25 protein-coding genes are annotated in these 26,346 nt (G+C 52.6%); 20 read left to right on the forward strand and 5 right to left on the reverse strand.

Annotation, left to right across the window (positions count from 1 at the left end):
• Positions 1–27 precede the first annotated feature (27 nt).
• From gyrB to dnaA, 4 genes are read right to left on the reverse strand one after another with little or no spacing between them, the layout of a single operon-like run.
• Entirely contained in the window at positions 28–2,445 is a 2,418-nt protein-coding gene (gene gyrB, locus ACIGCM_RS16750; protein WP_397503197.1) for a DNA topoisomerase (ATP-hydrolyzing) subunit B, read from the reverse strand.
• A 4-nt stretch (positions 2,446–2,449) separates the two neighbouring features.
• Positions 2,450–3,553, reverse strand: coding sequence for a DNA replication/repair protein RecF (gene recF / locus ACIGCM_RS16755; protein ID WP_397503198.1), 1,104 nt, complete (start codon positions 3,551–3,553; stop codon positions 2,450–2,452).
• 7 nt (positions 3,554–3,560) lie between these two features.
• The gene (gene dnaN / locus ACIGCM_RS16760; RefSeq protein WP_397503199.1) at positions 3,561–4,664 is read right to left on the reverse strand and encodes a DNA polymerase III subunit beta; all 1,104 of its coding nucleotides are present in this window, start codon (positions 4,662–4,664) and stop codon (positions 3,561–3,563) included.
• Between the two features lie 31 nt (positions 4,665–4,695).
• Positions 4,696–6,177, reverse strand: coding sequence for a chromosomal replication initiator protein DnaA (gene dnaA, locus ACIGCM_RS16765; RefSeq protein ID WP_397503200.1), 1,482 nt, complete (start codon positions 6,175–6,177; stop codon positions 4,696–4,698).
• Between the two features lie 536 nt (positions 6,178–6,713).
• Here dnaA and rpmH point away from each other — a divergent pair.
• From rpmH to mnmE, 5 genes are all read left to right on the forward strand, one after another.
• Positions 6,714–6,848 carry a 50S ribosomal protein L34 gene (gene rpmH / locus ACIGCM_RS16770; protein ID WP_003213577.1) on the forward strand — a complete coding sequence of 45 codons (135 nt, stop codon included), beginning with the start codon at positions 6,714–6,716 and terminating at the stop codon, positions 6,846–6,848.
• Positions 6,849–6,863: 15 nt separating this feature from the next.
• A complete protein-coding gene (gene rnpA, locus ACIGCM_RS16775; protein WP_339489139.1) occupies positions 6,864–7,265 on the forward strand; it encodes a ribonuclease P protein component in 402 nt (133 codons plus the stop codon).
• A complete protein-coding gene (gene yidD, locus ACIGCM_RS16780; RefSeq protein WP_397503201.1) occupies positions 7,258–7,503 on the forward strand; it encodes a membrane protein insertion efficiency factor YidD in 246 nt (81 codons plus the stop codon). The genes rnpA and yidD overlap by 8 nt, the downstream gene beginning before the upstream one ends.
• Before the next feature lie 2 nt (positions 7,504–7,505).
• Positions 7,506–9,254 (forward strand): membrane protein insertase YidC, encoded by a 1,749-nt coding sequence (gene yidC, locus ACIGCM_RS16785; RefSeq protein ID WP_397503202.1) that lies wholly within the window; start codon positions 7,506–7,508, stop codon positions 9,252–9,254.
• A gap of 89 nt (positions 9,255–9,343) precedes the next feature.
• Positions 9,344–10,711 (forward strand): tRNA uridine-5-carboxymethylaminomethyl(34) synthesis GTPase MnmE, encoded by a 1,368-nt coding sequence (gene mnmE / locus ACIGCM_RS16790; protein WP_397503203.1) that lies wholly within the window; start codon positions 9,344–9,346, stop codon positions 10,709–10,711.
• 21 nt (positions 10,712–10,732) lie between these two features.
• Here the strand turns inward: mnmE and ACIGCM_RS16795 are convergent, their stop codons facing one another.
• The gene (locus tag ACIGCM_RS16795) at positions 10,733–11,623 is read right to left on the reverse strand and encodes a LysR family transcriptional regulator (protein WP_397503204.1); all 891 of its coding nucleotides are present in this window, start codon (positions 11,621–11,623) and stop codon (positions 10,733–10,735) included.
• 106 nt (positions 11,624–11,729) lie between these two features.
• On the opposite strand from ACIGCM_RS16795, the gene ACIGCM_RS16800 reads away from it, so the two are divergent.
• The 15 genes from ACIGCM_RS16800 to glmU all read left to right on the forward strand — a co-directional run bounded on the left by ACIGCM_RS16800 (position 11,730) and on the right by glmU (position 26,294).
• Positions 11,730–12,719: a YeiH family protein gene (locus ACIGCM_RS16800; protein ID WP_397503205.1), complete on the forward strand. Its 990-nt coding sequence runs from the start codon at positions 11,730–11,732 to the stop codon at positions 12,717–12,719.
• A gap of 524 nt (positions 12,720–13,243) precedes the next feature.
• A complete protein-coding gene (gene mnmG / locus ACIGCM_RS16805; protein ID WP_397503206.1) occupies positions 13,244–15,136 on the forward strand; it encodes a tRNA uridine-5-carboxymethylaminomethyl(34) synthesis enzyme MnmG in 1,893 nt (630 codons plus the stop codon).
• The gene (gene rsmG, locus ACIGCM_RS16810; protein WP_397503329.1) at positions 15,136–15,795 is read left to right on the forward strand and encodes a 16S rRNA (guanine(527)-N(7))-methyltransferase RsmG; all 660 of its coding nucleotides are present in this window, start codon (positions 15,136–15,138) and stop codon (positions 15,793–15,795) included. The genes mnmG and rsmG overlap by 1 nt, the downstream gene beginning before the upstream one ends.
• Before the next feature lie 12 nt (positions 15,796–15,807).
• Positions 15,808–16,596 carry a ParA family protein gene (locus ACIGCM_RS16815; protein ID WP_397503207.1) on the forward strand — a complete coding sequence of 263 codons (789 nt, stop codon included), beginning with the start codon at positions 15,808–15,810 and terminating at the stop codon, positions 16,594–16,596.
• An 11-nt stretch (positions 16,597–16,607) separates the two neighbouring features.
• A complete protein-coding gene (locus ACIGCM_RS16820) occupies positions 16,608–17,480 on the forward strand; it encodes a ParB/RepB/Spo0J family partition protein (RefSeq protein WP_397503208.1) in 873 nt (290 codons plus the stop codon).
• Between the two features lie 158 nt (positions 17,481–17,638).
• The gene (locus tag ACIGCM_RS16825) at positions 17,639–18,046 is read left to right on the forward strand and encodes a F0F1 ATP synthase subunit I (RefSeq protein WP_397503209.1); all 408 of its coding nucleotides are present in this window, start codon (positions 17,639–17,641) and stop codon (positions 18,044–18,046) included.
• A 16-nt stretch (positions 18,047–18,062) separates the two neighbouring features.
• Positions 18,063–18,932, forward strand: a complete 870-nt coding sequence (gene atpB, locus ACIGCM_RS16830; RefSeq protein ID WP_397503210.1) for a F0F1 ATP synthase subunit A — start codon at positions 18,063–18,065, stop codon at positions 18,930–18,932.
• A 137-nt stretch (positions 18,933–19,069) separates the two neighbouring features.
• Complete coding sequence (gene atpE, locus ACIGCM_RS16835; RefSeq protein ID WP_003097235.1) at positions 19,070–19,327, forward strand: F0F1 ATP synthase subunit C; 258 nt, start codon at positions 19,070–19,072, stop codon at positions 19,325–19,327.
• 57 nt (positions 19,328–19,384) lie between these two features.
• Entirely contained in the window at positions 19,385–19,855 is a 471-nt protein-coding gene (locus ACIGCM_RS16840; protein ID WP_397503211.1) for a F0F1 ATP synthase subunit B, read from the forward strand.
• 14 nt (positions 19,856–19,869) lie between these two features.
• Entirely contained in the window at positions 19,870–20,406 is a 537-nt protein-coding gene (locus tag ACIGCM_RS16845; RefSeq protein ID WP_397503212.1) for a F0F1 ATP synthase subunit delta, read from the forward strand.
• 21 nt (positions 20,407–20,427) lie between these two features.
• Positions 20,428–21,972, forward strand: coding sequence for a F0F1 ATP synthase subunit alpha (gene atpA / locus ACIGCM_RS16850; protein ID WP_397503213.1), 1,545 nt, complete (start codon positions 20,428–20,430; stop codon positions 21,970–21,972).
• A gap of 50 nt (positions 21,973–22,022) precedes the next feature.
• On the forward strand, positions 22,023–22,883 hold the full coding sequence (gene atpG / locus ACIGCM_RS16855; RefSeq protein ID WP_397503214.1) for a F0F1 ATP synthase subunit gamma: 861 nt from the start codon (positions 22,023–22,025) through the stop codon (positions 22,881–22,883).
• Between the two features lie 49 nt (positions 22,884–22,932).
• Positions 22,933–24,309: a F0F1 ATP synthase subunit beta gene (atpD, locus tag ACIGCM_RS16860; protein ID WP_397503215.1), complete on the forward strand. Its 1,377-nt coding sequence runs from the start codon at positions 22,933–22,935 to the stop codon at positions 24,307–24,309.
• A 71-nt stretch (positions 24,310–24,380) separates the two neighbouring features.
• Positions 24,381–24,806 carry a F0F1 ATP synthase subunit epsilon gene (locus ACIGCM_RS16865; protein WP_339489115.1) on the forward strand — a complete coding sequence of 142 codons (426 nt, stop codon included), beginning with the start codon at positions 24,381–24,383 and terminating at the stop codon, positions 24,804–24,806.
• Positions 24,807–24,935: 129 nt separating this feature from the next.
• Entirely contained in the window at positions 24,936–26,294 is a 1,359-nt protein-coding gene (gene glmU, locus ACIGCM_RS16870; protein ID WP_397503216.1) for a bifunctional UDP-N-acetylglucosamine diphosphorylase/glucosamine-1-phosphate N-acetyltransferase GlmU, read from the forward strand.
• The last annotated feature ends 52 nt before the right edge of the window (positions 26,295–26,346 follow it).

The following is a 26,346-nucleotide window of genomic DNA, read 5'->3' on the forward strand; positions in this document are numbered from 1 at the left end:
TACTAATTTTTGCCCACCTACAAAAAATCACACGTCGAGGTTGGACACTGCCAAGGCGTTGGTTTCGATGAAGTCACGGCGCGGTTCTACTTCGTCACCCATAAGTGTGTTGAAGATTTGATCAGCAGCAATGGCGTCTTCGATACGCACTTTCAGCATGCGGCGTACGTCTGGGTCCATGGTGGTTTCCCAGAGCTGGTCAGGGTTCATCTCACCGAGACCTTTGTATCGCTGGATGCTGTGACGCTTGGTGCTTTCGGTCATCAGCCAATTCAAGGCTTCTTTAAAGGTTGAGACCGGCTTCTTGCGCTCACCACGTTGTACGTAAGCACCATCTTCTAACAGGCTGTTGAGCTGGTCGCCCAAGCTGGTAACGGTTTTGTAATCGTTACTGCCAAAGAAGTCGCGGTTGAAGATGATGTAGCTCGAGTTACCGTGTGAGATCAGTTCGACTTCCGGGACCCATAAATGGCGCTCGGTGTCTTCATGCAAACGGGTCTTGTATACCAGACCAGATTTTTCAGTGGTCTTCAAACGTGTCTCAAACTGCGCCAACCAGCTTTCCATCATGGCTTTATTAGCCAGTTGCTCAAGGCTAACACCGGGCAGGTAAACGAAGTGCTCAGTGAGCTCCTGAGGGTACAGGCGCGACAAACGCTTAAGGGTCTTCATCACAAGGCGGTAGTCGTTAACCAAACGCTCCAGAGACTCTCCTGAGAGGCCTGGCGCATTCTCGTTAACGTGCAGGCTGGCATCTTCAAGGGCTGACTGAGTCATGTATTCTTCCATGGCTTCGTCGTCTTTGATGTACTGCTCTTGCTTGCCCTTTTTGACCTTGTACAAAGGCGGCTGAGCGATATAGATGTAGCCACGCTCAACCAGCTCTGGCAATTGACGGAAGAAGAAGGTCAACAGCAAGGTACGAATGTGCGAACCGTCGACGTCAGCATCGGTCATGATGATGATGTTGTGATAGCGCAGCTTGTCGATGTTGTATTCATCACGGCCAATACCACAGCCAAGTGCGGTGATCAGTGTGCCCACTTCTTGGGATGAAATCATCTTGTCGAAGCGTGCTTTTTCGACGTTCAGAATCTTACCTTTAAGTGGCAGGATTGCTTGAGTCTTGCGGTTACGGCCCTGCTTAGCAGAACCGCCCGCGGAGTCCCCTTCCACAATGTAGAGTTCGGATAGCGCTGGGTCTTTCTCTTGGCAGTCAGCGAGCTTGCCCGGCAAACCTGCGATATCCAAAGCACCTTTACGGCGAGTCATTTCACGGGCTTTACGCGCGGCTTCACGGGCGCGTGCTGCGTCGATCATCTTGCCGACAACGGCTTTAGCTTCATTCGGGTTTTCCAGCAGGAAGTCAGAGAAGTATTTACCCATCTCTTGTTCAACTGCGGTTTTAACCTCGGAGGAGACTAACTTGTCTTTGGTTTGCGAGCTGAATTTTGGATCCGGCACTTTGACCGAAATAATTGCAGTCAAACCTTCACGGGCATCATCGCCGGTGGTTGAAATCTTGTGCTTCTTGGCCAGACCTTCTTGCTCAATATAGGCATTGAGGTTACGGGTCAGGGCAGAGCGGAAGCCAGCAAGGTGAGTACCACCATCGCGCTGCGGAATGTTGTTAGTGAAGCACAACAGGTTCTCGTTGAAACTGTCATTCCACTGTAGAGCAACCTCAACACCAACGCCGTCATCGCGTTGCACGGTGAAGTGGAATACTTGGTTAACCGCTGTTTTGTTGTGGTTCAAGTATTCAACGAATGCGCGCAAACCGCCTTCGTACTTGAACAACTCTTCCTTCGCTGTGCGCTCGTCTTTGAGCATGATGCCCACGCCCGAGTTCAGGAAAGACAATTCGCGCAGACGCTTGGCCAAAATATCCCAGCTAAAGTGGATGTTGGCGAAGGTATCTTCAGAAGGCTTGAAATGAATCTGTGTACCACTTGAGTCGGTATCGCCTACAGGCGCGATAGGTGCCTGAGGCACGCCATGTACATAGGTTTGTTCCCAAACTTTGCCCGCACGGCGAATGGTCATTACCAATTCTTTAGACAGTGCGTTTACTACTGAAACACCGACACCGTGCAAACCGCCGGAAACCTTGTAGCTGTTGTCATCGAATTTACCGCCTGCGTGCAGCACGGTCATGATAACTTCAGCAGCCGAAACACCTTCTTCCTTGTGAACGTCGACCGGAATGCCACGGCCGTTATCGCGGACGGTGATCGATTCATCAGGGTGAATAATAATAGTGATTTCGCTGCAATGGCCTGCCAGCGCTTCGTCGATAGAGTTATCGACCACCTCGAACACCATATGGTGCAGGCCGCTGCCATCGTCGGTATCACCGATGTACATACCAGGTCGTTTGCGTACGGCATCAAGGCCTTTCAAGACCTTGATGTTATTGGAGTCGTACGTTTGATTCTCGCTCATGCCTTCACTCCTGGTGGTCGTGGGTCTGGGTGATACTGCCATGTTCCACGTGGAACATTGCAACTGGCGTATCCGAGCGCCAGCCTTCCCGCAACAATTCATGGTCTACACAGGTGATAAACACCTGGCAGTTCAAATCATCTAATAACTTACAAAGCGCTCGTCGGTGGTGTTCATCGAGTTCTGACGGCAAGTCATCCACTAGATAAATACACTGACCACGCTTTGCCTGATCAACCAAATGGCCTTGTGCTATACGCAAGGCACAAACAACTAATTTTTGCTGACCCCTTGAAAGAATGTCAGCCGCATTGTGTCCATTCAAACGCAAGCGAAGATCGGCTCGCTGAGGGCCTGCCTGCGTATGACCAATCTGTTGGTCACGGGGTAGGGTAGAGGTCAACACATCTATAAGCTGACGATCTTTATCCCAGCCCCGGTAGTAACTGAGACTCAAACCTTCGAGCTCAAGTAACTCACTCAGCGTTTGTTCAAATACCGGTTTGAGAGCCTGTATATAGGCTCGCCTGTAGGCATCTATCTCATCACTCGCCAAGAACAGCTCGCGGTCCCAGGCCGCCTGAGACGCGGCGTCAAGTGTACCATGTCGGAGCCATGAGTTCCGCTGCCTTAACGCCTTCTGCAGGCGCTGCCAAGCGGGTAAAAATCGAGGTTCCACGTGGAACACTCCCCAATCCAGAAACTGCCGTCGTACTTTCGGCGCACCTTCAAGTAAACGGAAACTATCCGGATTGATTAACTGCAGGGGCAAGGCTTCTGCGAGCTGTGCTGCGCTGCGGGCATTCTCACCATCAATACGAATTTTAAAATCGCCCTGGCGCTGGCGTGAAACACCTAGATTGGTTTGTCGGCCATCAGCTAACTGAACCTGCCCAAAAACCGTACAGGTGGGTTGATCGTATTGAATAACCGGAAGAAGACGAGTGCTGCGAAAAGAGCGCGCGAGGCCTAACAGATGGATGGCTTCAAGCAGGCTGGTTTTACCGCTGCCGTTAGCGCCGTGGAGAATGTTGATACGGGGGGAAGGAGAGAGTGTCACCGGGTGCAGATTTCGCACCGCGGTGACATTGACGCGGCTTAGGGACATTTACGAATTACAAACGCATCGGCATTACGACGTAAGCGGAATCGTCGTTATCAGCTTCCTGGACCAAGGCGCTGCTGTTGGAGTCTGAGAGAATCAGACGAACTTGATCCGTTGTCATAACGCCCAAAACATCCAGCAAGTAACTTACGTTAAAACCTATTTCCAAAGCGCTACCGTCGTATTCAACTGCTGTTTCTTCTTCGGCTTCTTCCTGCTCTGGGTTGTTGGCCTGAATTTTCAATAATCCAGCGGCGAGTTGCAGACGAATGCCTCGGTACTTTTCATTAGACAGAATGGCGGTACGGCTGAAGGCTTCACGCAGGCCCTGGCGATCAGCAACCACCACCTTGTCACCACCACGTGGCAGAACTCGTTCGTAGTCTGGGAATTTGCCGTCAACCAGCTTTGAGGTAAAGGTGAACTCGCCGGTTGTCGCACGAATGTGATGCTGACCCAAGACGATGCTGACAACACCGTCTTGCTCAGTCAGCAGGCGAGCCAGTTCGAGGATACCTTTACGTGGAACAATGACTTGATGACGTTCAACATTGTCGATTTCAGCCTGCATCGAGCACATAGCCAGGCGATGACCATCTGTAGCGACGGCGCGGAGAATGCCAGTTTGCACCTCAAGCAGCATACCGTTCAGGTAGTAACGAACGTCCTGCTGGGCCATGGCAAAACTGGTGCGCTCAATCAAACGACGCAGTTTGCTTTGTACCAAGTCGAAAGTCAGCGATCCTGGGCCTTCCTCAACAGTTGGGAAGTCATTGGCTGGCAAAGTAGAAAGGCTGAAGCGACTGCGTCCAGCTTTTACCAAAAGCTTTTGTTCATCAACACGTATGTCGATTAACGTATCGCTCGGCAAGCTTTTGCAAATATCCATCAGTTTACGTGCTGGTACAGTGATTTCACCTGGCTCAGCAGCATCTTCCAGCGTTACTCGGCCAACCAGCTCGACTTCGAGATCTGTACCGGTCAGCGACAGCTGCTGGCCTTCAACTACTAGCAGCACGTTCGACAGAACCGGCAAGGTCTGGCGGCGTTCCACGACGCCTGCGACCAGTTGCAGAGGTTTCAACAGGGCTTCGCGTTGAATTGTGAAATGCATGGTCTAGTCCCTTGCCTTGTGGAGTTGCGAATTAAGTTGTCAGTGTGCGCAACAGGTTTTTGTAGTCCTCGCGGATATCCGCGTCGGATTCCCTTAGTTCAGCAATCTTACGGCATGCGTGCAATACAGTGGTGTGATCGCGACCGCCAAAGGCATCACCAATTTCAGGCAAGCTGTGGTTGGTCAGCTCCTTCGACAATGCCATGGCCACCTGTCGCGGACGCGCAATCGAGCGCGAACGACGTTTGGACAGCAGATCAGAAATTTTTATCTTGTAGTACTCAGCCGCCGTACGCTGAATATTATCAATACTGACCAGCTTATCTTGCAGCGCAAGCAGGTCCTTCAATGACTCACGAATAAGCTCAATCGTAATGTCACGGCCCATAAAGTGCGAGTGTGCAATCACACGCTTTAGCGCACCTTCAAGCTCTCGCACGTTAGAACGAATACGCTGAGCAATAAAGAATGCAGCATCGTGAGGCAAGTCGACTTTGGCTTGATCAGCCTTTTTCATCAAGATCGCTACACGTGTTTCCAGCTCAGGTGGTTCTACCGCTACGGTCAAGCCCCAGCCGAAACGCGATTTTAAACGCTCTTCAAGCCCTTCGATCTCTTTGGGGTACCGGTCACTGGTCAGGATAACCTGTTGGCCACCTTCAAGTAAGGCATTGAAAGTATGAAAGAATTCTTCTTGGGAGCGCTCTTTTTTAGCAAAGAACTGAATGTCGTCAATCAGCAGCGCATCAACAGAGCGATAGAATCGTTTGAACTCGTTGATTGCGTTGAGCTGCAAGGCTTTAACCATGTCAGCGACAAAACGCTCGGAGTGCAGGTACACAACCTTGGCATTAGGATTCTTCTGCAACAGGTGGTTACCCACAGCGTGCATAAGGTGGGTTTTACCCAGGCCTACGCCGCCATAAAGGAACAACGGGTTGTAACCATGCTTTGGATTGTCGGCCACCTGCCAAGCAGCCGCGCGAGCCAGCTGGTTGGATTTACCCTCGACAAAGTTATCAAAGGTAAAGGTACGGTTCAGATAACTGGTGTGCTTTAACGCACCCTCAACCTGCACGGCACGTTCAGTGCGGGGAGGCTGTGCCGCAGGCGTAGCATTGGCGGAGCCATCAAAGCGCGAACGCTCAGGATTGACCTGTACAGCCGGTTGCGCAGCAGCCTGAGCTTGAACGGGTGCCTCTGCGGCCACAGGAGCCAATGATACCGGTGAAGGTGTCGGCACAGTGACTGCTCGCGGCTTGGAGCTACGCTTGCTACCTATTAATAAGGACAGCGCAGGCACTAACCCCTCGGAACGCTCTGAAAGCAATTCAAGAAGGCGGGTCACGTACTTGTCGTTAACCCAATCAAGTACAAAGCGGTTTGGCGCGTACACACGAAGCTCGTCGCCTTCGGCTTCGACCTGCAATGGACGAATCCAAGTGTTGAATTGCTGAGCAGGCAGCTCATCACGTAGAAGTTCTACGCATTGCTGCCAAAGTTCCACAGACACTGACATCCCCTAAGATCGAAAGGCGGTGAGGCAAAATCAGTCGCTATTGTAGCCGTCAGGCGCTGAGTTATCCACACGTAAAAATGCCAGTGGCTATATAAAATCAATGCCTTATTGGAAAAACCAAGCGGCAAGCGGGATGGCAAAAACTCTGTGGATAACTAATCATCAGCCCTCGGGATAAGCCTGAGCATAAGCACTCGATAACTGCGCCTGTGGATAAATAACGGTTTCATCCTCAGCTTATGCGCTGCAAGCACACAGTTGCAGCACGGTTTCTCGACAGCCTTGTCATCCGCTGTAACCTGCTGCTCTCAAGGTGTTGAATTACTTATCCACAGACGATAACCTGCCTAATCATTACAAACATATCTAAAGATCTTTAAATAATCTCTTCTCTTTATTTATCTCTAAGCAACTCAATGTAAAAGACATGCTGGTTGGAAATTGACCTATCCCTCTTGTTTCTCTACAATCGCCGGTCTCTTAAAACGGGGGCCATTCCGGCCCGTTGTCGATCAACCAGGTAACACACCATGAAACGCACTTTCCAACCAAGCACCATCAAACGCGCTCGCACCCATGGCTTCCGTGCTCGCATGGCTACCAAGAACGGCCGTGCTGTCCTGTCGCGTCGCCGCGCCAAGGGCCGTGCTCGTCTCGCCGTTTAATTTTTCTGTCTTGTGGTGAGTCGAGGCTTCAGCCGGGATAAGCGTTTGCTAACTCCCCGGCAATTCAAGGCAGTCTTCGACTCCCCTAGCGGTAAAGTTCCGGGTAGAAATGTCCTGCTGCTTGCGCGCAACAACGACCTAGATCATCCCCGTTTGGGCTTGGTGATCGGTAAAAAGAGCGTAAAGCTCTCTGTTGAGCGCAATCGCCTTAAACGCCAGATCCGCGAAACATTCCGCCAGAGTCAGGATAACCTGACCGGTTGGGATATCGTGGTTGTGGCGCGTAAGGGCCTGGGCGATTTAGAGAATGTTGAACTTGCACAGCAGTTCAATAAACTCTGGAAGCGCCTTGCCCGCAGCAAACCCAGCCCTGAAGTAGCCGTCCCTTCTGGGGTGAGTGACAAACCCAATGCGTAAGCTGGCTCTAGCTCCAATCCAGTTTTACCGTTACGCCATCAGCCCACTGATGGCGAGTCATTGTCGCTTTTATCCAAGCTGCTCTTGCTACGCGTATGAGGCCATTGAACAACATGGCGTCATACGTGGCGGCTGGCTGACCGTGCGTCGGTTAGGTCGCTGCCACCCATGGAATTCCGGCGGCTACGATCCGGTTCCTCCTGCGAATAAATCCCGTACCTCTTCGATGGCCGAATAATCATGGATATCAAACGCTCGATCCTGATCGTCGCCCTGGCAGTCGTGTCCTATACGATGGTTCTTAAGTGGAACCAAGACTATGGTCAAGCTGACTACCCGACTCAGAATACGACAGTAACTTCCAACACCTCCGCCGATCTGCCCGATACCCCTGTCGCTGAGAACACCAGCGCTGGTGATATCCCTGCTGTTGCCAATACCGCACAACTTAAGCCTGACACCACTCAGATTGCCAAAAGCAATGATCTGATCCGGGTTAAGACTGATGTGCTGAACTTGGCAATCGACCCACGTGGCGGTGATGTTGTACAACTGACATTGCCTCAGTATCCACGTCGCCAAGATCGTCCGGACGTGCCTTTCCAGCTGTTTGATAACGGCAATGAGCGTACGTATTTGGCGCAAAGCGGCCTGATTGGCAGCAATGCACCGGATAAATCCAGCGGTCGTGCATTGTGGAGCAGTGCGCAGAAGAGCTACGAATTGGCCGACGGCCAAGAGCAATTGGTGGTTGACCTGACGCTCAGCGAAAGCGGCGTTAACTACATCAAGCGCTATACCTTCAAGCGTGGCTTGAATCCTGAGTGTTCGGCTAAAGAGCAAATGCTCAAGAAGCCAGGTTGTATCGATCCGTCGTCGTATAAGGTTGATGTTAAATACCTGATCGACAACCAGAGCGGTGCAGCGTGGAGCGGCAACATGTTTGCCCAGCTCAAGCGCGACAACAGCGATGATCCGTCGAAAACAACTGCGACCAGCACTGCGACCTATCTGGGCGCGGCCATGTCGACTCCTGATTCGACTTATCAAAAAGTGTCGATGAAAGACATCGACAAGAAACCCGTTAAAGAAACCGTTAACGGTGGCTGGATTGCATGGTTGCAGCACTATTTCGTCACCGCTTGGGTGCCGGATCAGAGCGAAAGCAACGTTATTCAGACGCGCAAAGACAGCCAAGGTAACTACATCATCGGTTACACCAGCCCAGCGGTTAGCGTTGCTGCGGGTAGCACCGGTGAAATTGGCGCAACCCTGTATGCTGGCCCAAAAATCCAGAAATACTTGGGTAGCCTCTCACCAGGTCTGGAATTGACTGTCGACTACGGCATTCTGTGGTTTATCGCTCAACCTATCTTCTGGTTGCTGCAACATATCCACAGCATTCTGGGTAACTGGGGCTGGTCAATTATTATTCTGACCTGCTGCATCAAGGCCTTGTTCTTCCCGCTGTCAGCCGCCAGTTACAAGTCGATGGCGCGCATGCGTGCCGTTGCGCCAAAAATGGCTGCACTGAAAGAACAGTTTGGTGACGATCGCCAGAAAATGTCTCAGGGCATGATGGAGCTGTACAAGAAAGAGAAGATCAACCCCTTGGGTGGTTGCTTGCCTATCTTGGTCCAGATGCCGGTATTCCTTGCGCTTTACTGGGTACTGCTGGAAAGCGTGGAAATGCGCCAAGCCCCGTGGATGTTCTGGATTACTGACCTGTCGATTAAAGACCCGTTCTTTATTCTGCCGATCATCATGGGCGCTTCGATGTTCATTCAGCAGCAGCTGAACCCGACACCGCCGGATCCGATGCAGGCAAAAGTGATGAAAATGATGCCAATCATCTTCACCTTCTTCTTCCTCTGGTTCCCTGCCGGTCTGGTTATGTACTGGGTTGTGAACAACTGCTTGTCGATTGCGCAGCAGTGGTACATTACACGCAAGATTGAAGCCGCAACGAAGGCAGCTGAAGCCAAGTAGCTAAACGTTATTGGCTAAGCTGCAAACAAAACGCCCCTCTTCAGGGGCGTTTTGCTATGTTGGCTGTGGATAAGATTTCGGAGATAAGCATGCAAGTAGCCGGTGAAACCATTGCAGCAGTTGCCACCGCCCAAGGTCGTGGTGGCGTTGGCATCGTTCGGGTATCCGGACCACTGGCCGGGGCAATGGCACAGGCATTTTGTCAGCGTGTGTTAAAGCCTCGTTATGCGCACTATGGGCCTTTCTACAGCGATGCAGAAACCGTGCTTGATGAAGGTTTGGCTTTGTACTTTCCGGGGCCTAACTCATTCACCGGAGAAGATGTACTCGAACTCCAAGGCCATGGTGGCCCTGTGGTGCTCGATCTACTACTGCGCCGCTGTGTACAACTGGGCGCGCGCTTAGCAAGGCCCGGTGAGTTTAGCGAACGCGCTTTTCTAAATGACAAACTTGACCTGGCTCAGGCTGAAGCCATTGCCGACTTGATTGAAGCCAGCTCAGAACAGGCTGCCCGAAACGCCTTACGCTCCTTGCAAGGTGAGTTCTCACGTCGTGTGCATAACTTAACAGAGCGTTTGATTGGTCTGCGAATTTACGTGGAGGCAGCAATCGACTTCCCTGAGGAAGAGATCGATTTTCTCGCCGATGGGCATGTCCTCAGCTTGCTGCAACAAGTCCGCGCTGATTTGCTCGATGTAGTTCGCGAAGCTGGCCAGGGCGCATTACTGCGAGACGGCATGACGGTAGTTATTGCCGGGCGGCCCAATGCAGGTAAATCAAGCTTGCTCAATGCGTTGGCTGGCCGTGAGGCGGCTATCGTTACCGAAATTGCTGGCACCACGCGGGATGTCTTGCGCGAACATATCCACATAGATGGCATGCCGTTGCATGTGGTCGACACTGCTGGCCTTCGAGACACCGACGACCATGTGGAAAAAATTGGTGTTGAGCGCGCGCTCAAAGCGATTTCTGAAGCAGACCGAATATTATTGGTGGTGGATGCTACTGCGCCAGAAGCCGCAGACCCCTTTATGCTGTGGCCAGAGTTTCTCGACCTGCGCCCAGACCCGGCAAAAGTCACCTTGATCCGCAACAAAGCTGACTTGAGTGATGAGCCGGTGGCACTTGAAGTCAGTGATGATGGCCACGTCACGATTAGCTTGTCAGCGAAATCGACCGAGGGTTTAGATTTACTCCGTGATCACCTCAAGGCCTGCATGGGTTATCAACAGACCTCGGAAAGCAGCTTCAGCGCCCGACGCAGGCACCTCGATGCACTCCATCAAGCCCAGGCTCATCTCGATCATGGTTATGCACAGCTCACCCTTGCAGGCGCAGGTGAGCTACTTGCTGAAGACTTACGCCACGCCCAACAGGCCTTGGGTGAGATTACCGGTGCATTTAGCTCTGACGACCTGCTGGGTCGGATTTTCTCGAGCTTTTGTATAGGTAAATAATTGTGTGCGGTCGCAAACTATTCAGTTATCCACAGGCTTGATGCTTTGCTGCAAATGGATAATAAAAGCCTGGGCTAAGCCGTTTCCTTCATGCAGTGGCTGGGTAATCAAGGAGAAACGCCGGCGCAACTCCAGCGGTGTTTGCAGTATGACTAAATCACCCGCCGCCACCTGATCAGCAATAGACAACCCGGACAAACAACCAATTCCGAGCCCTGCTTTAACCGATTGTTTGATTGCCTCCTGACGATTCAACGCCAGCGCAAGTTTCACTTGGCCAGAGACTTGCTGCACAGCAGCATCAAATACCGCCCGAGTACCCGAACCGGGTTCTCGCAATACCCAGCGTTGTTCGCATATTTGCTCGGCCGATAACTTACCCACAGCAGCCAGCGGATGATCTGGGCGGCAGAACACCTGTAACTGATCTTCGCACCAGGGAGTTATGCACAGTTGACTGTGCAAGGCCGGTCCTTCGATCAACCCCAAATGCACCTGTCCCTTTTCAACAGCGCTTATCACTTCCTCGGTATTACTGATGCGTACATCAGGATCAACCTCACTGTGCTTGTGGATAAAACTGCTGAGCAGCTTGGGCAGTAAATAACTGGCTATGGTAAGGCTGGCAGCAACACGTAAGGTTCCACTGATGGCATCACTTGGGCTGTGTATAAGGTTATTTAAGGTCTGCAATATAAGCCCGACTTTGGGCAAGGCTTCACGACCAGCATCAGTGATCAGCAACTCTCGGCCTACCCGATTGAACAGCTGATAACCCAAGCCTGACTCCAGCTCGCGCAAGGCCTGGCTCGCCGCAGACTGACTGATGGCCTGGTCATCTGCTGCTGCAGTCAAACGGCCTAAGCGAGCTGTAGCTTCGAAAATTTTAAGTTGCCTTAAACTTATGCTCATCGTTCGGTTTTACTTATGCACAGGATAAGAAATATGCGTTTTTATTAACATTAGCCTTGGTTGAGTATGTCGTCCATAGCAATTGTTATGGATAGAAGTGAATCCCATGCGCACACTAATCGCCCTACCAGTTATCGCCATCAGCGCCTTACTGCTCGCGCAAATACCTGCCATCAGCCATTTTGGGCTGAGTGCCTTACCCTTGGCCATATTGCTGGGTGCCATCTACGGGCATTTCAACCTGGCTGAACCTAGCCAGCGGGAAAAGTTATTCACAAGGTTCTGCCAACAGCGGTTGCTACGCACCGGCATCATCCTGTTTGGCTTCAGCTTGAGCTTTCAACAAATCGTGCAGGTCGGCTGGCAAGCGGTAGTGCTGGATATCACAGTCACAACCAGCATTTTGTTATTGGGTACCTGGCTGGGGATAAGACTCTTTGGCTTGCCACGCGATATGGCGGTGCTTATCTCTGCAGGGAGCGCAATTTGTGGCGCAGCAGCAGTCCTGGCCAGTGAACCGGTGCTCAAAGCCAAACAGCAGTACGTGACCATTGCTGTAGCCACCGTGGTGCTGTTCGGCACCTTGGCCATGTTTATTTATCCACTGATATTTCACTTCAGCGGCATGACTGAACATAACTTTGGCATCTACATCGGCAGCACCATTCATGAGGTAGCCCAAGCTGTGGCAGCAGGCGACTCTGTAGGAGGCGAGGCGCTGCAGTCTGCCGTGGTGGTCAAGCTGATCAGAGTGATGCTGCTGGCACCCTTCATTCTCATTCTGAGCACATTGCTCTTTCGTGATGAACAATCAAGTGGGCAAACCAAGGCCAAAATCACAGTACCTTGGTTCGTATTCGGTTTTATTGCTGCAGCCTGCATCAACAGTTGGGTTGCCTTGCCTAGCCAGGTTATCCACAGCCTGCAACTCCTTAGCCAATTAACCCTAGCCATGGCCATGGCGGCTCTAGGCAGCCAGACCCAGTGGCGTGTTATTAAAAAAGCGGGATTCAAGCCCATGTTGTTGGCTGCAAGTTTATTTGTGCTGTTGATGGTCGGCGGTTTCTATCTCAACAGCTTATTTATACCTCACTAAGAACCACTAAATTTGGAGCCTGTAGGGTTCAATCCACAGAATAAAGCACTGTGCATAAACCCTGTGGAAAACCCTACCTGAGCCCAGTCGATAACCCGGTGATAAAGCTGAGCATAAACCAGGTTGTGGATAACACACTGTTTAATCCACAGCATAATGACTGTTATCTGACAGTTTGAATCCAGGCTCCACACAGATCCATACATCGCTGTACAGTTGATGAGTAAAGGCCTGTATGAATGTATCCACAGAAATCGATGCCCTACTTTATAAACATAAAAATAAAGATCTTTAAAAATTCTTTCTTTTATATTTTTATTAACCGACCGCTTCGTACCTAAGTGAAATCCCATATAAAAGCGCTGACCGATTGGCTATTTTTTGTGCAAAAGACTTCTTTACCCACGCCTAACTGCCTATACTTATCGGCTAGCTAGCTTTTCTATGCCTGACTCACTGTCAGTCTCGTATCAAAAGCCCCCCATTTCAGAACGCGAGCGTTCAGAACAAACACGAGGTGCGTGGTGGATTTCCCTTCCCGTTTTCAGGTGATCGTTATCGGCGGTGGTCATGCCGGCACCGAAGCTGCGCTTGCAGCTGCACGCATGGGTGTGAAAACTCTGCTGCTGACCCATAACGTGGAAACCCTCGGCCAGATGAGTTGCAATCCTGCGATTGGTGGGATTGGTAAAAGCCATCTGGTAAAGGAAATTGATGCACTCGGCGGCGCCATGGCTGAAGCCACTGACAAAGGTGGAATTCAGTTTCGTGTGCTAAATGGCCGTAAAGGCCCAGCCGTTCGTGCAACCCGAGCACAAGCTGATCGCGTGCTGTACAAAGCGGCCATTCGCGAAACCCTAGAAAACCAAGAAAACCTGTGGATCTTTCAACAGGCTGCTGATGACTTAATCGTTGAGAACGATGAAGTTAAAGGCGTGGTGACACAGATGGGCTTGCGCTTCTTCGCAGACTCAGTGGTCTTAACCACCGGCACATTCTTGGGCGGACTTATCCACATAGGTCTGCAAAATTATTCCGGTGGTCGCGCCGGTGATCCGCCCTCAATTGCATTGGCGCAGCGTCTGCGTGAATTACCGCTGCGCGTTGGTCGCCTGAAAACCGGCACACCACCACGCATTGATGGGCGCTCTGTAGATTTTTCAGTAATGACTGAGCAACCCGGTGATACGCCAATTCCAGTGATGTCGTTCATGGGCTCGAAAGAACAGCATCCGCAACAAGTCAGTTGCTGGATCACCCATACCAATGCGCGTACACACGAGATTATTGCAGCCAACTTAGATCGCTCGCCGATGTATTCAGGCGTGATTGAAGGGGTTGGCCCACGCTATTGCCCGTCTATCGAAGACAAAATTCATCGTTTTGCCGATAAGCAAAGCCATCAGATTTTTATCGAACCTGAAGGCCTCAATACCCATGAGCTGTATCCAAATGGCATTTCCACTTCATTGCCATTCGACGTGCAGATTCAGATTGTTCGCTCTATCGTCGGCATGGAAAACGCCCACATCGTGCGCCCAGGTTATGCCATCGAATACGACTACTTCGATCCGCGTGATTTGAAATACAGCTTGGAAACCAAAGTGATTGCCGGGTTGTTCTTTGCTGGACAAATCAACGGCACTACCGGCTACGAAGAAGCCGGTGCACAAGGTTTGCTCGCAGGTGCAAACGCTGCGCTGCGTGCGCAGGGCAAGGACTCCTGGTGTCCGCGTCGCGATGAAGCCTACATTGGCGTATTGGTCGACGACCTGATCACCTTGGGTACCCAAGAGCCGTACCGCATGTTCACTTCACGCGCGGAGTACCGTTTGATCCTGCGTGAAGACAACGCCGACCTGCGCCTCACTGAAAAGGGCCGCGAACTGGGCCTGGTCAATGATCAGCGTTGGGCTGCGTTTGAAACCAAGCGTGAGGCAATCGCTCAGGAAGAGCAGCGCCTGAAAAGCACGTGGGTGCGACCAAACACGCCGCAAGGCGATGCAGTAGCTGAGCGCTTCGGCACGCCACTGACTCACGAATACAATCTGCTTAACCTGCTGTCGCGCCCGGAAATTGATTACCTTGGGCTGGTAGACGTTACGGGTGGCGGTGCTTTGGACCCGCAAGTGGCTGAGCAGGTTGAGATCAAAACCAAGTACGCCGGTTACATCGACCGCCAGCAAGATGAAATCGCAAGACTGCGTGCCAGTGAAGACGTCAAGTTGCCTGTGGATATCGATTATTCGACGATTTCTGGGCTGTCCAAAGAGATCCAGCACAAGCTAGGCGACTCGCGACCAGAAACCCTCGGTCAGGCATCAAGAATTCCGGGTGTCACCCCAGCGGCAATTTCGCTGTTGATGATTAACCTTAAAAAACGCGGAGCCGGTAAGCAGTTGGAGCAGAGCGCTTGATTTCAGGGGGATCGTCATTGGTGACCGAAGGTCATGCTGCAGAATTGGCTCAAGGCGCAATTGAACTGGGTGTTGAAGTCTCGGCTGAGCAACAAGCCCAGTTGATGGCGTATCTGGCACTGTTGATCAAGTGGAACAAGGCTTACAACCTGACGGCGGTGCGTAACCCGGACGAAATGGTTTCCCGGCATTTACTTGATAGCCTGAGCGTTGCGCCTTATGTCCATGAGGCTGGGGATAACTGGTTGGATGTTGGCAGTGGCGGCGGCATGCCGGGGATTCCGCTGGCGATCCTGTTCCCCAACAAGCAATTTACCCTGCTCGACTCTAACGGCAAGAAAACCCGTTTTCTGACCCAGGTTAAACTCGAACTTAAGTTGGCAAACCTGCAAGTTATCCACAGCCGCGTTGAAGGATTCACACCTGAGCAACCGTTCAGCGGAATTAGCTCGCGGGCATTTAGTTCGCTCAAAGATTTTTCTGACTGGACTCGCCATCTTGGTGACGACAAAACCCAGTGGCTGGCCATGAAAGGTGTCCATCCGGATGATGAGCTGCAAGAATTGCCAACCGATTTTACGCTGATTAAAACGCATGTTCTTAAGGTTCCCGGTTGCCAAGGCCAGCGGCATCTGTTGATACTGCGTCGCTCGGTCTAAGGGGAACGCAGCATGGCAAAAGTATTCGCAATAGCTAACCAGAAAGGCGGCGTGGGCAAGACCACCACCTGCGTGAATCTGGCTGCTTCACTGGTTGCAACCAAGCGCCGGGTGCTATTGATCGACCTGGACCCGCAAGGCAACGCCACTATGGGCAGTGGTGTGGATAAACACGGACTCGAACACTCGATCTACGATGTGTTGATTGGCGAGAGCGATCTGGGTCAAGCCATGCAGTTCTCGGAACATGGCGGTTATCAACTGCTGCCAGCCAACCGTGACCTGACCGCTGCTGAAGTGGGTCTGCTCGAAATGAAAATGAAGGAGAGCCGCCTGCTTAACGCTTTAGCGCCGATCCGCGAGAATTACGATTACATTCTGATTGATTGCCCACCGTCTTTGTCGATGCTCACGGTTAACGCCTTGGTCGCATCCGACGGTGTAATCATTCCGATGCAGTGTGAGTACTATGCGCTAGAGGGCCTGAGTGATCTGGTTAACAGCATTCAGCGCATCGCCAAACTACTCAATCCGACCCTGAAAATTGAAGGGCTTTTGCGCACCATGTATGACCCGCGCATCAGCTTGACCAACGATGTTTCTGCTCAGCTTAAGGAACATTTTGGTGACCTGCTTTACCAAACTGTAATCCCGCGCAATGTGCGTTTAGCCGAAGCTCCAAGCTATGGCATGCCGGCGTTGGTCTATGACAAGCAATCGCGGGGTGCCATCGCTTATTTGGCACTGGCGGGCGAATTGGTTCGCCGTCAGCGTTCACGCGCCCGAACAGTTACTGCATAAGGAATTTCTGCATGGCCGCCAAGAAACGAGGGCTGGGACGAGGCTTGGATGCACTGCTGGGTGGCACCAGTGTCGACGCATTGCAGGAAGAAGCGGCAAAGGTCGATAGCAGCGAATTACAGTACCTGCCGTTAGACCTGGTTCAGCGGGGTAAATACCAGCCGCGCCGTGACATGGACCCTGCTGCCCTTGAAGAACTCGCACAATCGATTAAATCCCACGGCGTAATGCAGCCCATTGTGGTGCGCCCAGTCGCACAAGGCCGTTTTGAAATTGTTGCCGGCGAACGTCGCTGGCGTGCCAGCCAACAAGCTGGCCTCGACACGATTCCGGCTATGGTCCGTGAACTGGCCGATGAAGCTGCCATCGCCATGGCGCTGATTGAGAATATTCAGCGTGAAGACCTCAATCCGATTGAGGAGGCCATGGCCCTGCAACGTCTGCAGCAAGAATTCCAGCTGACGCAACAACAAGTGGCCGAAGCTGTGGGTAAGTCGCGGGTGACAATCACCAACTTGCTGCGATTGATTGCTTTGCCAGAAGAGATCAAAACGCTGCTTTCCCACGGTGACCTGGAAATGGGCCATGCCCGTGCATTGCTCGGTCTACCGGCTGAGCAGCAGGTTGAGGGGGCGCGACATGTTGTCGCACGCGGCCTCACCGTGCGCCAAACTGAAGCCTTGGTTCGTCAGTGGTTGAGCACTAAAGAACAGCCTAAATCAGTCGCCAAGGTTGACCCCGATATCAGTCGCCTTGAGCAACGCCTCGCCGAGCGGCTAGGCTCTCCGGTGCAAATCAAGCACGGGCAGAAGGGCAAAGGCCAATTAGTCATCCGCTACAGCTCGCTCGATGAGCTGCAAGGTGTGCTCGCTCACATTCGCTGAAACAATTGAAAATGTAGCACTAGTCGGAAATCACTACCTGACAGTTGAATGGGGGCGCTTGCGCCCCTATACTCTGCGCGCATTTCGACGGCACAAACTATGCCAAGTCTTAGTTCATGGGCTGTTGACGTAAAACGTCAGATTTCAGGAAAGCAATGATGGAAGTTCGCACGCCGAATCGCCTGCCGTTCCATCGTCTACCGGTGTTTCCGGTGCTTGTTGTCCAACTGATGGTTGTATTGATCGCGGCTGCTGTTCTTTGGCAGTGGCGGGGTAGCGTCTCCGGATATTCCGGATTGTGCGGCGGCCTGATTGCATGGCTGCCGAATGTTTATTTTGCCCACAAGGCGTTCCGGTTTTCTGGTGCCAGGGCTGCTCAAGCCATAGTCCGGTCTTTTTATGCCGGTGAAGCGGGCAAATTAATTCTAACGGCAGTGCTATTTGCACTGACGTTTGCAGGTGTGAAGCCATTGGATGCGCTGGCGGTCTTCAGCATTTTCCTTCTGACCCAATTGGTCAACTGGTTTTCACCCCTGCTAACGAGAACAAGACTTTTGAGACCTTAGGGCGTTTGAGGCAAACATGGCAGAGCAAACCGCTTCGGGCTACATCCAGCACCACTTGCAGAACCTGACTTTTGGGAAACTGCCTACAGGTGATTGGGGATTCGCTCACACAGCAGAACAAGCTAAAGAAATGGGCTTCTGGGCATTCCACGTGGATACCTTGGGTTGGTCCGTGGTTCTTGGTCTGGTTTTTATTCTTATTTTCCGCATGGCAGCCAAACGTGCTACCAGCGGCCAACCTGGCGGCTTGCAGAACTTCGTTGAAGTGCTGATCGAGTTTGTCGATGGCAGTGTCAAAGACACCTTCCATGGCCGTAACATGCTGATCGCACCTTTGGCTTTGACCATCTTCGTCTGGATCTTCCTGATGAACTTGATGGACTTGGTGCCAGTTGATTTCCTGCCCGTTCTGGCGCAGAAAATTGCCGGTGACGAGCATATGTTCTTCCGTGTGGTACCAACCACCGATCCAAACGCGACACTGGGCATGGCCTTGTCTGTGTTTGCGCTGATCATTTTCTACAGCATTAAAGTTAAGGGTATTGGCGGTTTTATCGGCGAACTGACCCTGCACCCATTCGGCAGCAAGAACATTCTGGTTCAAGCGCTGTTGATTCCGGTGAACTTCTTGCTTGAGTTCGTAACGTTGATCGCTAAGCCAATCTCTCTGGCACTGCGTCTGTTCGGTAACATGTATGCCGGCGAACTGATCTTTATTCTGATTGCCGTGATGTTCGGCAGTGGCATGCTCCTGCTCAGCACTTTGGGCGTTGCCCTGAGCTGGGCGTGGGCTGTGTTCCACATCCTGATCATCACGCTGCAAGCGTTCATCTTCATGATGCTGACCATCGTCTACCTGTCGATGGCTCACGAAGACAACCACTAATAGCCTTAGCGCACCGTATAAACACGGTGCGCGGGATGTTGGTGGACGCCCGTGAGGGCATGCTGGACAAACGATTTAGCTTTACCGCTTAACCTTAGAAACACTTAACCAATACGACATAAAAGTCGGGAGGAAAAATGGAAACTGTAGTTGGTTTAACTGCGATCGCTGTTGCTCTGCTAATCGGCCTGGGCGCCCTTGGTACTGCCATTGGTTTCGGCCTGCTGGGCGGCAAGTTCCTGGAAGGCGCTGCGCGTCAGCCAGAAATGGTTCCAATGCTGCAAGTGAAAATGTTCATCGTCGCCGGCTTGCTCGACGCCGTGACCATGATCGGTGTTGGTATTGCACTGTTCTTCACCTTCGCGAACCCTTTCGTTGGTCAAATCGCAGGCTAATCACTCGTTAATTCGAGTGATACGGTGTGATAGACAACGAACGAGCGAGGTGTTGGCGTGAACATTAATGCAACCCTGATTGGCCAGGCCGTTGCCTTCTTCATCTTCGTGATGTTCTGCATGAAGTACGTATGGCCTCCGGTCATCGCTGCTCTGCAAGAACGTCAAAAGAAGATCGCAGAAGGTCTGGACGCTGCCAACCGTGCAGCTCGTGATTTGGAGTTGGCCCAAGAGAAAGCGGGTCAACAACTGCGCGAAGCTAAAACACAGGCAGCAGAAATTATTGAGCAAGCCAAGAAACGCGGTACCCAGATTGTCGACGAAGCCCGTGAACAGGCTCACGTCGAAGCTGACCGTGTGAAGGCTCAAGCTCAGGCTGAGATCGAACAAGAAATGAACAGTGTTAAAGACGCGCTGCGTGCCCAAGTGGGTGCTCTGGCTGTCGGCGGCGCTGAGAAGATCTTGGGTGTTTCGATCGACCAAAACGCGCATGCGGAGCTGGTTGCTAAACTGGCAGCGGAAATTTAAGCGAGGGCGCGATCATGGCAGAATTGACCACGTTGGCCCGACCTTACGCTAAGGCTGCCTTTGAGTACGCCCAGGCCCACCAGCAACTGGCCAATTGGTCAGCCATGCTCGGCCTGGCTGCTGCGGTATCGCAAGACGATACCATCCAGCGCGTGCTCAAGGCCCCGCGTTTGACGAGTAAAGACAAGGCCACCACTTTTATTGAAGTGTGTGGTGACAAGTTTGACGCCCAAGTAGGCAATTTCATCCACGTATTGGCTGAAAACGACCGTCTGGCTTTGTTGCCGGAAATCGTTGAGCTGTTCGAGCTGTATAAAGCCGAACAGGAAAAGTCGATAGACGTTGATGTGACCAGTGCTTTTGCGTTGAACGACGAACAGCAAGACAAACTCGCCAAGGTTCTCAGTGCACGGCTCGGTCGAGAAGTGCGTCTGCACGCCGCGGAGGATGCCGCCCTGATAGGGGGTGTCATCATTCGCGCCGGCGACCTGGTTATCGATGGCTCAGTTCGCGGTAAAATCGCGAAACTGGCCGAAGCATTGAAATCTTGAGTTTGAAGGGGCAGCAGAGCTATGCAGCAACTCAATCCTTCCGAAATAAGTGAAATCATCAAGGGACGTATCGAGAAACTCGACGTCTCTTCCCAAGCCCGAAACGAAGGCACTATCGTCAGCGTATCTGACGGTATCGTGCGTATTCACGGTCTCGCCGATGCTATGTATGGCGAAATGATCGAGTTCCCGGGTGGCGTCTACGGTATGGCACTGAACCTGGAGCAAGACTCCGTAGGTGCAGTCGTACTGGGTGCATACACCACGCTCGCAGAAGGCATGAGCGCGAAGTGCACCGGCCGTATCCTCGAAGTTCCGGTTGGTCCGGAACTGCTGGGTCGTGTTGTTGACGCCTTGGGTAATCCAATCGACGGTAAAGGCCCGCTGAACAACGTCGCTACCGACGCTGTTGAAAAGGTTGCACCGGGCGTGATCTGGCGTAAGTCGGTTGATCAGCCGGTACAGACTGGCTACAAGTCAGTCGATGCCATGATCCCGGTAGGCCGTGGCCAGCGTGAGCTGATCATTGGTGACCGTCAGATCGGTAAGACTGCTTTGGCAGTTGACGCCATCATCAATCAGAAAAACAGCGGCATTAAGTGCGTTTACGTAGCAATCGGTCAGAAGCAATCGACCATCGCTAACGTAGTGCGCAAGCTGGAAGAGAACGGCGCCCTGGCTAACACCATCGTGGTGGCAGCTTCGGCTTCTGAATCGCCAGCGCTGCAGTACATTTCTGCGTACTCCGGTTGCACCATGGGTGAATACTTCCGTGACCGTGGTGAAGACGCGCTGATCGTTTATGACGATCTGTCCAAGCAAGCAGTGGCTTATCGTCAGATTTCCCTGTTGCTGCGCCGTCCACCAGGTCGTGAAGCCTACCCAGGTGACGTGTTCTATCTCCACAGCCGTCTGCTGGAACGTGCATCGCGCGTATCCGAAGAGTACGTTGAGAAGTTCACCAATGGTGCTGTGACTGGCAAAACCGGTTCTTTGACCGCGCTGCCAATCATTGAAACCCAGGCTGGCGACGTTTCTGCGTTCGTACCAACCAACGTGATTTCGATCACTGACGGTCAGATCTTCCTTGAGACCTCGATGTTCAACTCCGGTATCCGTCCAGCGGTCAACGCTGGTATCTCGGTATCCCGTGTAGGTGGTGCGGCTCAAACTAAGATCATCAAGAAGCTCTCCGGTGGTATCCGTACCGCTCTGGCTCAGTACCGTGAATTGGCGGCTTTCGCCCAGTTCGCATCTGACCTGGACGAAGCCACTCGTAAGCAACTTGAGCACGGTGAGCGCGTTACCGAGCTGATGAAGCAGAAGCAATATGCACCTATGTCTATCGCAGACATGGCGCTGTCGCTGTATGCAGCTGAGCGTGGTTTCCTACGGGATATCGAAGTCGCCAAAGTTGGCGCATTCGAGCAGGCCCTGATTGCTTACTTCAACCGTGATCACGCTGACTTGTTGGCGCAGATTAACGTGAAGGGTGACTTCAACGACGAAATCGATGCTAGCCTCAAGGCCGGTATCGAGAAGTTCAAAGCCACCCAAACCTGGTAAGCCGCAGCGAGGGCTTAGCGGCCCTCGCTTGCTAACCTGATAGGTGTCAAATGGCAGGCGCAAAAGAGATTCGCAGCAAGATTGCGAGCATCAAAAGCACGCAGAAGATCACCAGCGCCATGGAGAAGGTGGCGGTAAGCAAAATGCGCAGAGCACAAATGCGCATGGCGTCTAGCCGTCCCTACGCGGAGCGTATCCGTCAGGTAATTGGTCATCTGGCCAACGCCAACCCGGAATACCGCCACCCGTTCATGATCGAGCGCGAAGTTAAGCGTGTTGGTTATGTAGTGGTAAGCAGTGACCGTGGTCTGTGTGGTGGTCTGAACACCAACCTGTTCAAGGCTTTGGTCAAAGACATGGCGAGCAATCGCGAGCAAGGCGTGGAGATTGATCTCTGCGTGATTGGCAGCAAAGGTGCGGCGTTTTTCCGTAACTTTGGTGGCAATGTTGTTGCTGCGATCAGCCACCTGGGCGAAGAACCATCGATCAATGATCTGATTGGTAGCGTTAAGGTAATGCTCGATGCGTACCTAGAAGGTCGTATCGATCGTTTGTCCGTGGTCTCGAACAAGTTCATCAACACCATGACGCAACAGCCGACAGTGGAGCAGTTGATTCCATTGGTGGCGACTCCGGATCAAGAGCTCAAGCATCACTGGGACTACCTGTATGAACCCGACGCCAAAGAGCTTCTAGAAGGTTTGATGGTGCGTTACGTGGAGTCGCAGGTGTACCAGGCAGTGGTTGAGAACAACGCGGCTGAACAAGCTGCACGGATGATTGCAATGAAGAACGCCACCGACAACGCCGGTGATTTGATCAGTGATTTGCAGCTGATCTATAACAAGGCGCGTCAGGCAGCAATTACCCAAGAGATTTCGGAAATCGTCGGCGGCGCTGCCGCGGTTTAAGAACGGTTCAACTGTCAAGAACGGTTGAAAAAAGTCAGAGGAACCAAAGATGAGTAGCGGACGTATCGTTCAAATCATCGGCGCCGTTATCGACGTGGAATTCCCGCGTGATCATGTGCCGAGTGTTTATGAAGCGTTGAAAGTAGTCGGCGCTGAAACCACCCTCGAAGTTCAGCAGCAGCTGGGCGACGGCGTGGTTCGTACAATTGCAATGGGTTCGACCGAAGGCCTCAAGCGTGGCCTGGACGTTGACAGCACAGGTACAAACATCCAGGTACCGGTTGGGGTTAAAACCCTGGGCCGTATCATGGACGTACTGGGCAACCCAATCGACGAAGCTGGCCCGATTGGCGAAGAAGAGCGTTGGGGCATTCACCGTCCTGCGCCAACTTACGCTGAACAAGCGGGCAGCAACGAACTGCTGGAAACAGGCATCAAGGTTATCGACCTGATCTGCCCGTTTGCTAAAGGCGGTAAGGTTGGTCTGTTCGGTGGTGCCGGTGTTGGTAAAACCGTAAACATGATGGAACTGATCCGTAACATCGCCATCGAGCACAGCGGTTATTCCGTGTTCGCCGGTGTGGGTGAGCGTACTCGTGAGGGTAACGACTTCTACCACGAGATGAAGGATTCTAACGTTCTCGACAAAGTAGCCTTGGTCTACGGTCAGATGAACGAGCCGCCGGGCAACCGTCTGCGCGTAGCGTTGACTGGTCTGACCATGGCTGAGAAGTTCCGTGATGAAGGCCGTGATGTTCTGTTCTTCGTGGACAACATCTACCGTTACACCTTGGCCGGTACTGAAGTATCCGCACTGCTCGGCCGTATGCCGTCGGCAGTAGGTTATCAGCCGACTTTGGCCGAAGAAATGGGCGTTCTGCAAGAGCGTATTACTTCGACCAAGACCGGTTCGATTACTTCGATCCAAGCCGTATACGTACCAGCGGATGACTTGACTGACCCGTCCCCGGCGACCACCTTCGCCCACTTGGACGCAACCGTCGTATTGTCCCGTGACATCGCTTCGTTGGGTATCTACCCAGCAGTTGACCCGTTGGACTCCACCTCTCGCCAGCTCGATCCGCAGGTGATTGGTCAGGAGCACTACGACACTGCGCGTGGCGTTCAGTACGTACTGCAGCGTTACAAAGAGCTGAAGGACATCATCGCTATTCTGGGTATGGACGAATTGTCCGAAGCCGATAAGCAGTTGGTATCCCGCGCTCGTAAGATTCAGCGCTTCCTGTCTCAGCCATTCTTCGTGGCCGAAGTCTTCACCGGTTCTCCAGGCAAATACGTTTCCCTGAAAGACACCATCGCAGGCTTCAGCGGCATCCTCAAGGGCGACTACGATCACTTGCCAGAGCAAGCGTTCTACATGGTCGGCAGCATTGAAGAAGCGGTCGAGAAAGGTAAGAAACTGTAATCACCCTATGCGCCTGGCAACGGGCGCATCAGCTTGTGGATAAAACCCAGGCTGTAAACTGAGGCAAGGTTATGGCTATGACAGTCCATTGCGATATCGTCAGCGCAGAAGCGGAGATGTTTTCCGGACTGGTCGAGATGGTAATTGCGCACGGCAACTTGGGTGATATTGGTATCACTCCAGGCCACGCGCCCTTACTGACTGACCTGAAGCCGGGTCCAATCCGCTTGATCAAGCAAGGCGGCGAAGCTGAGGTGTTCTACATCTCTGGCGGCTTCCTTGAAGTGCAGCCAAACATGGTTAAGGTTTTGGCCGACACCGTGCAGCGCGCTGCTGATCTTGACGAAGCGTCTGCTCAGGAAGCCGTCAAGGCTGCTGAGAAAGCGTTGCACGAGCAAGGTGCCGAGTTCGATTACGGCTCAGCTGCTGCTCGTTTGGCCGAGGCGGCAGCTCAGCTGCGCACGGTCCAGCAATTGCGTAAGAAGTTCGGCGGCTAATCGCAGTCAGACTTTTTTGCAGATAAGTAAAAGGGTAGCCTAGGCTACCCTTTTTCTTTGCTGCGCCAAAAACTGCGCAATGCAGTGTATGGAAAGGAATTCCGTCTTTAACCAATGGTAGCTTTCGTTATGTCACTTGATATCGTCATTCTTGCAGCAGGTCAGGGCACTCGCATGCGTTCTGCTTTGCCTAAAGTGCTGCACCCGGTTGCTGGCAAGTCGATGCTCGGTCACGTTATCGACATCGCCCGTGAACTCAACCCCCAAGGCATCCATGTGGTCATTGGTCATGGTGCCGATACGGTACGTGAACGCCTCGCGGCAGATGATCTGAACTTCGTGATGCAGACCGAACAACTGGGGACCGGTCACGCCGTCGCCCAAGCATTGCCTGCCTTGACCAGCGATCGCGTGCTGATTCTCTACGGCGATGTGCCGCTGATTGAGAAGAGCACCCTTGAGCGCCTGCTGCTTCAGGTCAATGACCAGCAACTCGGCCTGCTCACTGTTAGCCTCGATGACCCAACTGGCTATGGCCGTATCGTGCGCAACGCAGCAGGCGAGGTTGAAGCGATCGTTGAGCACAAAGATGCCAGCGAATCGCAGCGCCTTATCAACGAAGGCAACACCGGTATTCTCGCTGTACCAGCGACCAAGCTGGGCGATTGGCTGGGACGTCTGTCTAATAGCAACGCTCAAGGCGAGTATTACCTGACAGACGTAATCGCCATGGCGGTCGCAGACGGTTTGGTGGTGGCCACTGAGCAACCGCTGGACGCCATGGAAGTACAGGGCGCCAATGATCGTCGTCAACTCGCCGAACTTGAGCGTCATTATCAGCAGCGCGCTGCTCGGGCGCTGATGACCCAAGGCGTGACCCTGCGTGACCCTGCGCGCTTTGATCAGCGCGGCGAAGTCACCGTGGGCCGTGATGTGATGATCGACATCAACGTCATCCTCGAAGGCAACGTGCTGATCGAAGATAACGTTGAGATCGGCGCTAACTGCATCATCAAAAACAGCGTGCTGCGTAAAGGCGCAATCATCAAAGCCAACAGCCACCTCGATGGCGCTGAAGTGGGCGAAGGTGCAGATTGCGGCCCATTTGCACGTTTGCGTCCGGGTACAGTGTTGGGCAAAAAAGCCCATGTGGGTAACTTTGTCGAGTTGAAAAACGCAGTGCTGGGCGAAGGCGCTAAAGCTGGCCACCTTAGCTACTTGGGCGATGCTGAAGTCGGTGCGCGCACTAATATTGGTGCTGGCACCATCACCTGTAACTACGATGGCGTGAATAAACACCGAACCGTGCTCGGTGAAGATGTGTTTATCGGCTCAAACAGCGCGCTGGTTGCACCGGTCAACCTTGGGGATCGTGTCACCACGGGTGCCGGTTCGGTTATCACCAGCGACGTGCCTGTGGATAACTTAGCCGTGGGCCGTGCAAAGCAGCGCAATATCGAAGGCTGGAAGCGCCCGACGAAGAAGTAAATCGAGCTGCTTCGCTGACCAACACTGTCTAGCAAGCGATCTGCTTGGAATG

Source organism: Pseudomonas sp. NPDC078700, assembly GCF_044542375.1.
Taxonomy (GTDB): domain Bacteria; phylum Pseudomonadota; class Gammaproteobacteria; order Pseudomonadales; family Pseudomonadaceae; genus Aquipseudomonas.